Genomic DNA, 12,065 nt, shown 5'->3' on the forward strand with positions numbered 1-12,065 from the left:
ATCTGGACATCTGGTCTACAACACATTGAAAAAAACTCGATCAACTTGTTTTCTATCTGGTTTAAAACAAACAGCTTTCAGTGAACAGTTTAATTATCTATGTCGCGCCAACAAGATGCTTGAAAGTTATTTCTGGCTAGCTTTCACTTACAACTAGGGTAAGTCTTAAAATCCTCAAGCTAAGATGATAAATAATTGTCATTCAAAAAAGGTACCGATAATAATAGAATAGTAATATACCATGGGAGAGAAGTCTGGAACGTAGAAACGAACTTATCAAATAGGGTATTCACTTACGTAAAACAACTACAAGAAGAATAGTTACAAGAATAGTCGGAACCGTGTATGATTTACCTATTAAACGTAAGGTAAGAGGTAACGATAGAAGAGATAATAAAGGCACAAAAAGAAATAATGCTTGGAAGGGGTTAAATAGTTTTAACGATAGCTGAAAAGTTAAGAAACGAAGGAATGGAAAAAGGAACACTTGAAGAAAAAAAGGAGTAGCATTAAAGTTACTAAGTAAACGATTTAGTAGACAATTAACCACAGAGGTAAAAGAAAAGATAAAAGAAACTGAAGAAAGAAGAATAAACCTTATAATCGACAATATATTTGAAATAACCATAGAAGAGCTAAAAGAATTATTGAAGTAATTTTCAAAAAGACGCCCAACATGGGCGTTTTTCAATTAAAATTGCCACTAAATTTGACTAACTCTCTTCTTTGTTCCCTTTGAAAATCATATAAAGAAACGGTAGAAAACTCTCTTTACTTAATAGCAACAAAAACACAAAATAAAATTTACTTCAGATATCTTATTTTGGAATGTTACAACTCTCCGACTTTTTATTATTTTATTCTAAATTTCATTATGTCATAATCCTCTTATAATAACTAAAAGAAATAACAAAGACATAATATTTGATAAAAATCATCCTAAATAATTTTAACATAAGTATTCTTCGACCAATCTTTGTAATACTTTATCAGTACATATTTTAAGTCAATTAAAAAAACACTTGAAAACCATATGAAAAAGTATATAATAAAATTAATAAAGATGAAATACTTATTATTGACGATAAGAAAATTAGACAAAGTGATACTATTAAAAGAAAGAGTACATGAAGTGGGTGGACTTTAATGAAATATAAAAACGCGTTGTATTTTCTTTGGGAAGAGGTCTCTCGTTTTAAAAAAGAGTTATTTATAAATTTCATACTAATTTTATCTTTTATACCACTAGTAGCTGTGACTCCATTTTTAATAGAAAACTTGATGCAAGAAATTACAACAATAAACGATGGGCAAGGGATGAAAAGTGCTCTGATTACAGCTTTATTGATACTTGTTATTTATTCTTTCACACGTTTTATTTGGTTTTTAAGTGATTATCATGGAGACATTTTGAAACTGTTAGTGAAAGGGAGCTTGCGTGAGAAATTATACCTAAAAGTTTTAAAATTACCAGCTTCGTACCATAAAAGGAAGCCATCGGGTGAATTAATGGCGCGATTCACTTCTGATATTGACATAGTTGGAGAAGAAACACTTTTTTTCACATCTGTTTTTCAGGCAATAGCTGAATTTTCGGTAGGATGTTATGTCGCCTTTAAATTAAATACTTATTTAGCCATAATATTCGTTTGTTCCTTGCCCATATACTTATTATGCCAAAAGCAATTCAAACCAAAGATGGAAAGTATGTCTTTGTTAGAACGAGAGGCAAACGATAATGTTGTAAAATCAATAGAAGAAGGAATAAATTCAGCAATTATCATAAGATTATTGGAAAAAACCGCCTATTTTTACCATCTTTTTCAAAACAAGATCCGCAACTGGCATAATTCTATGAAAAACAAAAGTTTTTATGAAAAACTATATAATAGTATAACTATGTATATTGAAGAAGGTTTGCCTATTATTATTTTGTGCATTGGTGCAATTTTATCAATGAGGGATTTAGTAGATATTCCAACGCTGATCGCCTTTTTCACATTCGTTGGAAGGCTATATGTCCCAGTATGGAACTTAGCTTTTCTCTTCACTACCACACCTGCCGCTTTTCCATCAATAGATAGAATTGAAACTTTACTAAACCAAGAAGAGGAAAAAGTACGTAAAGGAATGCTCTTTCCAAAAGAATTTACAATTGATTTCCACGATGTTTTCTTCTCATATGAGGGAAATAATTATATATTAAAAAATATAAATTTACAAATCGGCAAAGGTGAAAAGATAGCCATTGTTGGATCAACTGGAACAGGGAAAAGCACTTTACTTTTACTATTAACCGAGCTATATAAACCACAAAGAGGAGAAATATTACTGAACAAATTAAAACTTTCACAATATGATCTTTCAGATTTACGAAGAAATATAAAATATGTAGAAAGTTCTCCTTTTATATTCAATGCAAGCATAGAAGAGAATATATTATTAGGTGAAAAAGTTGAAAAAAGTACAATAAATGAGATTCTAGAAATCACACAACTAACAGAATTTTCAGAGTCTCTTAATAAAAACTGTTTGCTTTTATCCAGTGGACAAAAGCAAAGAGTCAATTTAGCTCGAACATTATTACATCCGCCTAAGGTGCTGTTGTTGGATGAAGCTACTTCTGCAATGGATTCACACACTGAAGAATTAATATTTGAAAGTCTAAAGGAAAAGGAAAAAGATATGGCGATAATATTAGTTTCTCATCGTCTTTCAACAATATCAAAAGCAGATAAGATATATTTTATGGCAAACGGTACTTTAGTGGATTCGGGTTCACACATAGAATTATACCAAAAGAATGCAAGTTACAGAGAATTATTTAAAAAGCAATATGTCAAAGATTCTTAAAAAGTACAAAAAGAAATAATATTTGGAAGGGGGGGAATAGATTTATGGAAACGATAATATTAAAAGAGGTTCGGAAGGTTTATAAAAACGGGGTAGAAGCTTTGAAAAATATAAATATTTCAATAAAGGCGGGAGAAATTGTAGGATTGATTGGGCCAAACGGTGCAGGAAAAACTACCCTGATAAATATAATATTAGGACTTTTGAAACCAACTGAAGGGGTTTCAAAAATTTTAGGGGTAGATACTGATAAGATGACCAAGCACGAAAGAAAAAAGATAGGTTTCATTTTGGATGGGCCTGGGTTATATGATGATTTAACGGTTGATGAAAATATAAAGTTCTGGAGTGAATTATATGGGGTTTCCCAAATACGTGGAGAAGAATTACTAAATCAATGGGGACTTTACGAAAATAGGGGAAGTATGGTAAAGGAACTTTCCGCAGGTATGAAGCAAAAGTTAGCCATATCAAGAGCATTTTTGCATGATCCTTCGATTGTTTTAATGGATGAACCAACGTCCAATCTTGATCCTGTAGCCAGGAAAAACATGGTAGAATTTTTAAAAAGCTTACATAATAAAGAAAAAACACTTTTAATAACCTCTCATGATCTTTTCGATATAGAAAGAATATGTTCAAGGATAATACTTTTGAGAAGAGGGCAAATAGTTGTATCTGGAAATATGGAAGAATTGAAAAAAGCTTTGGGAGTTAGAATGGGTGTAACAATAAAGGTAAGTAGTAAAATTCCCAAGGATATAGTAAATGAGATTTCAAAGGATTCTGAAGTAAATGTAATAGGGGAAAAAGAATTGATACTCTCTGGAGATAAAATAAGTCCATCATCAGTAGTTCGATATCTCGTGAATAAAGGAATAGATGTCGAAAGGGTGGAAGAAGAGAAAGTAACGCTTGAGGATATATATACTTATATCGTGAAGGAGGACGAAGAATGATGAGAGCTCTAATTAAAAAAGAGTTACGAATGTTCATAAGGAAACGATTTCAATTTTTTTCTCTTTTGACGGTTATTACAGTCTTTGTAATAACGTTTAATATGGATAGTTCAAATAAATTTAACCCTATTCTTATCTCCTCTTTTATAGTTACTTTTTGCGTGCCTTATTCATTTGGTTGGATCAGCTTTCAACGAGAGAAGGAAAATAAAAACATCTCATACCTTTTGGCATCACCTTTAGATATAAAAGAAATATTCTTGGGGAAAATGTTGGCAGTATTATTGTTCACCCAGGTATTCATGTTATGGGGAATTATTGTGCAATATATAACAAACATTTTTTCTATGGGAGTAATTGCTAATTTTGAAATACTTTTAACGGTATTGATAACCTTTCCGATTTGGTCGGCGGTACTTAGTGGTTTGGTTGGAATAGGGCTTCTCGTGTTTGATAACCCATTCATAGTTAGAATCCTTCTTTTTTTATTCTTAATTTTTGTGGGAATGAATGGAAATCTGTGGGAAAAGTTAATTATTTTAGAAAAATGGCAAAATCTTATTTTGATATTTCTGGGATTAATGGCTATATTAGGAATCATCTACTTTGTAGATATCTTTGGCAAAAGACTGATGATAGAATAAGAAAAAGAAAATGGTGTGACGAGCACAAAAGAAGTTTGAAAAAAACAGAAAAGCATTCAATTACGATTCAAAAAATTATTTCAACAAGCGAAAAATTCAGGAAAATAAAAAAGTAATTGGTTAGCAAGTTGACTGTTAAATCAGGGAGCAAGCTTTACAAGTATCGACCACTTTGTCTGTAGGGAGATGGATTTGATGGATTTGATGGATATTATAGAAATAGAGAATCTCTGCAAAGAATACAGAGGAAAAGAAGAGCCTGCTTTGAGGAATATAGACATCTCAATTAAAGAGGGGGAAGCTTTTGGATTGTTGGGACCTAATGGTGCGGGTAAAACAACCATGGTGAGACTGATTTTAAACATTTTAAAACCAACTAACGGTACAATAAAGGTATTTGGTGTTGATGTTACAACAAAGGAATATGACAAGAAGAGAAAAAAGATTGGCTTCATGCTTGAGAGTTTGGGTGTATCTTACATCCTTACGGGATATGAAAACATGGAATTCTTTGACAGGATATATTATGAAGATGCTAGTCCCGGTGAAAGGAAAGAAAGGATTGAAAGTCTTCTTACTTTTGCAGGGTTGTGGGAAGTAAAGGATAAACCCGTCGCTACATATTCCCATGGTATGACCAGAAGATTAACCCTTGCCAGGGCTCTTATCTGTGATCCCACTTTAATCTTTCTCGATGAACCTACGCTTGGATTGGATCCTGAAGCAAGAACATTGATAAGAGAAATGCTTCTTGCTCTCAAAAAAGAAGGAAAGACAATATTTCTGACATCACATGATCTTGAAGAAGTAGAAAAGATATGTTCGAATATAGCGATTATAAACCATGGTGAGATGGTAGCACAAGGTTCTTATGAAGAATTAAAAAGTCGTTTCAATGCCAAAAGAACCGTTGTAAAAGTAAAAGAAATTGGGCCTTGGGTAGAAGAATTAAGTAAGGAAATGAAAGTAGAAATCGATGGTAACACGATTTACATCGAAGGGAATGATTCTGGAAGAATATTTGAAGTATTGGCAAAAGCAGGTGTAAAAGTTCAGGAGATGAAAACAGAAGAAGAAGGGTTGGAAGATCTATATTTAAAGCTATTAAAATCCGAACCAGAAATTAGAAAAGGCCTTGTAACAAGAGCATTAAAAGGGGTGAAAAGATGAATGCGATCCTATGGAAAGATCTCACTGTTTTAAAAAAATCCAAGGGCTCCTTTCTTTTTTCAATAATACTTGGCTCATTTATAGCTATTTCATCCTTAATATCAATTGAAAAATTCCAGCAAAGTTATTCAAATCTAATATTATTGATTCCTTTAATCGTTGGGTTTAACTTAAATAACAAAATATTTTTTATGGAAATTTCAGATAGATCGTTAGAAAGTATCCTTGCCACGCATTTTTCTGTCAGAAAAATACTCCTCATTAAAGCATGTTTAATAACGATTGTTTCCATTTGTCTGGGGTGGATAATCCTTTTTATTTCAACATTCATTTCCTGGATAATGTATAATGAGATTGTAATTCCTTCAATAAATAATCTTCTGATCTTAGCAATAGCGGTTCCCTTTGTCTTTAGTATAGAGGGTTTGGTGGGGAGTTGTTACTGGTTCTTTGCAAACATCACGGTTACCACATTTATTAACTCAGGAGTCTTTATATTTGCTGTTCTCTTTTTGAATCTGAGTGCTTTTTTCTTAACTTACTCACTTAGGTTAATGGTTATAATAACACTGATCGTTTCAGCGATTTTGATCATTATCTTCTTAGGAATCATTAGAAAAATAAATAAAGAAAAGGTGGCTATAACAAAACTATGAAAATAAAAATAGATGCCATATTGTGGAAAAATCTCATCTTTTTAAAAAAGGGAATAAAAACTTTGATTGTAAGCCTGGCTATGATGATAGGTATGGCATGTTTTATTGGAATCGTTAATCCTTATCTATCTTTAGAAGTTCTATTACCCTTTGTATCTTTACTATTCACTACCATGATTTTTGGGATATGTGAAAATACGAGGGAAATGATGAGTGGTTTTCTCGAAGCAATCGCATCGACTCATCTCTCGCTGAAAAAAGTTTTCTTTAAGGATATTTTGTTTTCAGCTATTATTGGAATGATTTTATCAATTTTTACGTTCTTAGTATCAATAATAATCTTAAAGACATTCGGTTATGAAGCTGGATTTTCGAATTTGGGCTCAGTTTTGATCCTTTCTTTATTTGCATCTACTGGGGCTTGGGGGATACAAAGAGAAGGCGAGATTTCGTTGCTTTCTTCAAATACCTTTTTCAATAAGCTTTTAGGTTTTGTAACATTACCTTTTTATCTTTTTTCTTTTCTTATATTTTTTATAGATTGGGCATACATGGTTCTTTGGATTATGTCAATTATCGGCGTAGTTATTTTTTGGATTCTATCCTTCTTTGGGAGAGAGAACAAAGAAGCTGTCATTAATTTATGGGGAGCGTAGAGAAAGTCTCCCGTGAAGAACAGTTCAACGACATACTTTGTAAAGAGGTTTAAGGATAGAGGTCATAAGGGGTGGGAAGTGAGGGAAAAGAGACCCCATATATTAGATTTTAGAGTTTTTAAAGGCAATAATCTTATGAAAACTGGAGGGTCTGACCTATGTGGCGTTTTGGTAAATCAATGAAATCTGGTTCTACAATAATAAAATATTATTTTATTATTATGCTTTATGAGGGTATTGATAAATTATTTGGGACTGTCTATGTTGCTCATATGGGTATAAGGGGATTAACTTCATTTCAAATTGGCCAGGTATTAGCGATTTCTTCAATAGCGTTAAGTGTATTTGACTATCCAACTGGAAACATTGCTGATAAATACGGTCGGAAAAGATCGTTAGTGTTAGGATTTTTTATATGGTCCATCGGTTTACTGGTATTTTTCCAAGCAAGTAATCTATTCACTTTTATCTTGAGTATTTTATTGTGGGCAGTCGGCGTATCGTTGATTAGTGGTACTCCAGAATCTTGGTTTGTAGATGAAATTACTAAAGAGGGTCGATCGCATTTAAAAGCGAAAGTGTTTCCTAATGCAAATGCAATTTCACTAATATTCGGTGCGATTGTGGCTTTATTGTCCTCTCTTCTTGCAATTGGTCGTCCGGATTTTCCCCTATTGGTTGCTGGTATAATGGGACTTGGAACATCCATCATTCTTATTTTTATTTTAAATGAAAATTACGGAGATAGGGCAATTTCATTTAGGAAAGCCCTTGTTCGAAACACAATTGATATTTTTAAAAGTACCACGATGAGATTAATTTTGATTCGCTCTATGACAGGAAGAATCGCATTCCAGACCTTTGTAATGATATGGCAATTATATATGGTCAAAGAGCTTAAATTGTCTACCGCATACTTAGGTTTCACAATGGCCATTTTTCTTGTAGTTTTAGCAGTCGGAAATAGTTTAGCAGGCATACTTCTAAAGCGTTTTGAAGGTGTGAAAGTATCAATAATGGGGCAAGGTTTAATTGCAATAGGTTCTATTACAATCGCTTCTCACACTTCAATTGTTGCTTTCTACATAGGAGCCTGTTTAATCGAATTGGGATTGGGCATAGATATGAGTGCTAGTTCAGTATGGGTTCATGATTTTATTCCAAGTGAGAGAAGAGCATCTTATATTTCAGCTATTTCTGCTGCTGGATCCCTGTTTGGATTCACTATTCCTTTGGTAAGTGGTTATATCGCAGATCAGATAGGTTTTCGCTACAATTGGTTATTAGCCTTTATAGGAAGCATTATTACAATTACACTATTAATCAAAATCGGTACTGCAATAAGAACTGTGAGAGAAGGAGTGCAGAATGTCGAGAAATCAAAATAGTTAGATTAATACTTGTTTTCATAAGGTATTATCGGGAGGTTAAAAGGGATGAATCAAAATAAGTCAAATCCAGAAAAATCTATGACAAAATTTATGATAATTTGGATAGGGCAATTTGTCTCTATTTTAGGCTCTGGTTTGACAACTTTTGGGTTATCTGTCTGGGTTTTAGAAACAACTGGAAGTGCAATGACTTTTACTATGACTGTTTTAATGCGGATTTTGCCAGGGATAATCTTTGCACCGATCGCAGGAACATTTGCTGATAGGAAAAACAGGAAAAATATAATTATATTCACAGACGCATTTGACGCACTTTTAAAAATCTTTATGATCATATTGCTTATAACGGGGCAAATGAAACTATGGATGATTTTCCCAATTAACTTCATATCTGCAGTATTTGGAACATTTCAGGGTCCTGCATTCACTGCCTCTATCCCGGAAATTGTTCCTAAGAAAAACCTTGGTAGGGCAAATGGAATGATGCAATTAATCCCATCCATTCAAAATATAATAGCACCTGTAGTAGCAGGAGCTCTATACCCTTTAATTGATTTATCAGGTTTATTAACAATCGATTTTATAACATTCTTCGTAGCAATAGGAACAGTTGTATCACAAAAAATCCCACAGCCTGTTATCGAAGATAAAAGGGTAAATATGGGTAATATAATCAATGATTTTAAATATACCCTTACATATTTAAAAGGAAAACAAGGTTTTTTCTCACTCATAGCTGTATTTGCACTGTTAAACTTCATAGCTAATTTAAGCTTTGTGCTTGTTGGACCAATAATAATGGGCAATTATAATTCCATAATTTATGGGATCGTGAATTCCCTATCAGGAATAGCATTAGTTTTAGGAGGGTTAGTTGCAAGTACTATACCAACTAGTAAAAATAGGGTAAAAGCGATATTTATTGGGCTCATACTATCAGGTATAGGTTTGTGTGTGATGGGTGTATCGCCTCTTTGGTATATAATTGGTGTAGGATTTTTCATATTCATGTTGCCTGTTCCATTCACAAATGCGACACTTGGTACCATAATGCAGGTCAAAATTGAGGGTAACGTTTTGGGTAGAGTGGGCGCTGTGATAGATGGACTTTTGAAAATTATAACACCAGTTGCAATTATATTATCAGGTATTTTGGCAGAAAAAGTATTCAATCCACTTCTTATAGATGGAGGCACATTAGCGAATACGTGGATTGGCTCTTTAATTGGTGTTGGAAAAAATAGAGGAATAGGACTTATGTTCATTCTATCTGGTTTGATTTTAATTGTCGTTTGTGTTTTAATGTTATTTAATAAAGTAGTAATGAACCTCGAAGAAAATAATCCAGATGCAGTTTTAGATTAAGAAAAAGTGAGCCCGATTCTTTCCCGAAAATAGAGGCTAATTAATTTCGAGTTAAATTAAGTTTACGTAGCTAAGGGAGTAGTGTCCCTCTTTTCCTTTAAACATGATTTCCATTTATAGGGGAGGAGAAATGAATTTAACAAACTTGCGTAAGATAATATCCTTTTATTCTTTGATTGGGAAACGAAGGCTTATACCTATATTGATTGGTGGCTTTCTTGCAACATCATCAGTTGTATTCGGTTTTTTCATTCCATTGCTGGTAAGAAACATCATAGACGGGTTAACTATAAATATGCAAATGGAATGGAACTCCATTTATCTTTTAGCTATCTTATACACTGCCTCGTTTATCTTAACCTACATTGGCGACCAAATTTATTTACGTGAAAAATTCAAAGCTGCCGCGGATCTATCAAATCGTATTTTCAAACTCTCTTTCTTTTTCCCTTGGAAAAAACTTAAGCAACAAGGTTCGGCATACTATGCCTCTTTGATTAATAATCAACTTAACGAAGCTTTTGTCGTTCTTGATTATGGTTTTATTCGCAACATCTTTGTTCTTATACGAATGGTGCTAATTTTGGTAATGGTTTTCGCTTGGAGCAAATTCTTTTTCTTCTTGTATGTGGTGAATGTGGCAATTGTAGGTCTATACACAAATATTATTGATCGAGTAAGCCATCGCCCTTACTCCCGAGGGTATGAATTAATGAGAAAAGCAACGAATTTCATAGTTGAAACTTTCGAAAATCTCCATGAAATCTTTGCAGGAGAAGCGAAATCAAAACGTGAAAATGAATATGAAAGAATATACCAAAAGATTACGGACTCAGTAGTAGAAGCAGAAATACCAAGATCAAGGTTTGATAAATTGATGGTTGATCTGCCCGATTATTTTTCTCGTCTAATAATCTTGGTATATGGAAGTTTTTTAGTAATTAATGGACGTATGACCGTTGGAACAATATGGGCATTGTGGACATATTTTTCCTTTGTGACGGAACCTTTATACCTATTTAGGGAATTGGCCCGAATTGCAGTACGTGTTTCTGCAAATCTTGATACCATCCTTAATTATTTCGACGAAGCAGAACATGCACAAAAGAATTACACGAAGCATGAAATATTTCCTGTTCCAAAGGCCCCCGTATATAGTCTGAAAGATGTCAGTTTTGGTTTTGAACCTGATAAACCGTTTCTAAAAAAAATTTCCTTAAACGTTCAGCATGGAGAAACAATTGCTATTGTAGGTTTATCAGGAGAAGGAAAATCCACTTTACTCAATATACTACTTGGATTAGAGCAAAACTATGAAGGAGAAGTAAAACTCCTAGGTAATGAATTAAAAGGGACCTACCCCCTGGCAGTGTTCAAATATGTTGGATATTACTCTCAAACTGTTGGAATTTTCAATGAAACGCTTGAAAGCAATATCGTTATGGGAAGAAAGTTAGAAGAGGAACGATTGGAAAAAGTAATTGATGATCTTAGCTTGGATCATTTAAAAGGAAGACTTTTAGGAGAAGGAGGTAGTTTTGTTTCAGGCGGAGAAAAGCAACGGATACAACTTGCAAGGTTATTTTACGCTGAAAAAGATGTAGTGGTAGTTGACGAACCACTTACTAATCTAGATACCATAAACGAAAGTATATTACTTGAAAAACTTGAAGATTATTTATCCACACGTTCTGGGATTATTATTTCCCATAAACCAAATGTTATTAGTCTTGCAAATAGGGTATTTGTGTTAAAAAATGGAACGGTTGCAGCGACAGGTAGCTTTAGTGAGCTTATGTCTGGAGATGATACTTTCAAAGGAATAATTGAAAGCTATCTATCAAGTGCTAACGAGATCGGACGAAAGAAGATGGAATAAATTATTTGGATCTCTTTCAAAAAGTAAAGGTAGAAAAATTAGAAACTTGCGTACTAGGCTATAATTAACAGTATTCAAATAAGGAATTGGTTGGAATGTTTTAATTTCTCTGATCTAACCAATCTTTTTCATAGACGTATAATATGATCGAATGTATTTTTATAGGTATATGGTATAATTAAATTAAACAAACAAAAAATAAACCAAAAGGAGAAGCTTATGTCTAATCCAATAAAAGATTCGATATTCAAAGAATTATTTGAAGACAGAACCGTATTCTATGACTTTCTAAAAGCCTTTCTACCAAAAGAGATAACAAAACAAATAAAAGAGACAGATTTAAAACGTGAACAAACTGAACTAATAGGCAAAGACTTCTCCATCAAAAGATCGGACATACTATACAAGATAGAAAAAGGAAACGCCCCGAAGGGGGTTCAAGGAAACGGTCAAGATATATACATATACTTATTGTTAGAGCATCAAAGTAAA

Annotated in this window: 11 protein-coding genes; all 11 read left to right on the forward strand. The window is 33.1% G+C overall.

Annotated features, from left to right (window positions below; genetic code table 11):
• Positions 1-195 precede the first annotated feature (195 nt).
• Positions 196-321, forward strand: coding sequence for a hypothetical protein (locus BZ25_RS10530; RefSeq protein WP_255408255.1), 126 nt, complete (start codon positions 196-198; stop codon positions 319-321).
• A gap of 825 nt (positions 322-1,146) precedes the next feature.
• Entirely contained in the window at positions 1,147-2,853 is a 1,707-nt protein-coding gene (locus BZ25_RS01960) for an ABC transporter ATP-binding protein (RefSeq protein WP_121514819.1), read from the forward strand.
• 101 nt (positions 2,854-2,954) lie between these two features.
• The gene (locus BZ25_RS01965) at positions 2,955-3,812 is read left to right on the forward strand and encodes an ABC transporter ATP-binding protein (RefSeq protein ID WP_233552337.1); all 858 of its coding nucleotides are present in this window, start codon (positions 2,955-2,957) and stop codon (positions 3,810-3,812) included.
• Positions 3,809-4,456 (forward strand): hypothetical protein, encoded by a 648-nt coding sequence (locus BZ25_RS01970; protein WP_121514817.1) that lies wholly within the window; start codon positions 3,809-3,811, stop codon positions 4,454-4,456. The genes BZ25_RS01965 and BZ25_RS01970 overlap by 4 nt, the downstream gene beginning before the upstream one ends.
• A gap of 195 nt (positions 4,457-4,651) precedes the next feature.
• A complete protein-coding gene (locus BZ25_RS01975) occupies positions 4,652-5,626 on the forward strand; it encodes an ABC transporter ATP-binding protein (protein ID WP_158584821.1) in 975 nt (324 codons plus the stop codon).
• The gene (locus BZ25_RS01980) at positions 5,623-6,282 is read left to right on the forward strand and encodes a hypothetical protein (RefSeq protein WP_121514815.1); all 660 of its coding nucleotides are present in this window, start codon (positions 5,623-5,625) and stop codon (positions 6,280-6,282) included. The genes BZ25_RS01975 and BZ25_RS01980 overlap by 4 nt, the downstream gene beginning before the upstream one ends.
• A complete protein-coding gene (locus BZ25_RS01985; protein ID WP_121514814.1) occupies positions 6,279-6,938 on the forward strand; it encodes a hypothetical protein in 660 nt (219 codons plus the stop codon). The genes BZ25_RS01980 and BZ25_RS01985 overlap by 4 nt, the downstream gene beginning before the upstream one ends.
• A gap of 158 nt (positions 6,939-7,096) precedes the next feature.
• Positions 7,097-8,326: an MFS transporter gene (locus BZ25_RS01990; protein ID WP_121514813.1), complete on the forward strand. Its 1,230-nt coding sequence runs from the start codon at positions 7,097-7,099 to the stop codon at positions 8,324-8,326.
• 48 nt (positions 8,327-8,374) lie between these two features.
• Entirely contained in the window at positions 8,375-9,694 is a 1,320-nt protein-coding gene (locus BZ25_RS01995; protein ID WP_121514812.1) for an MFS transporter, read from the forward strand.
• Positions 9,695-9,824: 130 nt separating this feature from the next.
• Entirely contained in the window at positions 9,825-11,573 is a 1,749-nt protein-coding gene (locus BZ25_RS02000) for an ABC transporter ATP-binding protein (RefSeq protein WP_121514811.1), read from the forward strand.
• Between the two features lie 219 nt (positions 11,574-11,792).
• Positions 11,793-12,065: Rpn family recombination-promoting nuclease/putative transposase (locus BZ25_RS10420; RefSeq protein ID WP_233552338.1), on the forward strand; the 273-nt coding region annotated here is incomplete at its 3' end.

The organism is Petrotoga sp. Shatin.DS.tank11.9.2.9.3 (genome assembly GCF_003665005.1).
In the GTDB taxonomy this organism is placed as follows: domain Bacteria; phylum Thermotogota; class Thermotogae; order Petrotogales; family Petrotogaceae; genus Petrotoga; species Petrotoga mobilis.

Excerpts from the sequence above, each read along its gene's own strand:
- BZ25_RS01960 (WP_121514819.1), top strand. The coding sequence starts at position 1,147 with ATGAAATATAAAAACGCGTTGTATTTTCTTTGGGAAGAGGTCTCTCGT.
- BZ25_RS01970 (WP_121514817.1), top strand. The coding sequence starts at position 3,809 with ATGATGAGAGCTCTAATTAAAAAAGAGTTACGAATGTTCATAAGGAAA.
- BZ25_RS01975 (WP_158584821.1), top strand. The coding sequence starts at position 4,652 with ATGGATTTGATGGATATTATAGAAATAGAGAATCTCTGCAAAGAATAC.
- BZ25_RS01980 (WP_121514815.1), top strand. The coding sequence starts at position 5,623 with ATGAATGCGATCCTATGGAAAGATCTCACTGTTTTAAAAAAATCCAAG.
- BZ25_RS01985 (WP_121514814.1), top strand. The coding sequence starts at position 6,279 with ATGAAAATAAAAATAGATGCCATATTGTGGAAAAATCTCATCTTTTTA.
- BZ25_RS01990 (WP_121514813.1), top strand. The coding sequence starts at position 7,097 with ATGTGGCGTTTTGGTAAATCAATGAAATCTGGTTCTACAATAATAAAA.
- BZ25_RS01995 (WP_121514812.1), top strand. The coding sequence starts at position 8,375 with ATGAATCAAAATAAGTCAAATCCAGAAAAATCTATGACAAAATTTATG.
- BZ25_RS02000 (WP_121514811.1), top strand. The coding sequence starts at position 9,825 with ATGAATTTAACAAACTTGCGTAAGATAATATCCTTTTATTCTTTGATT.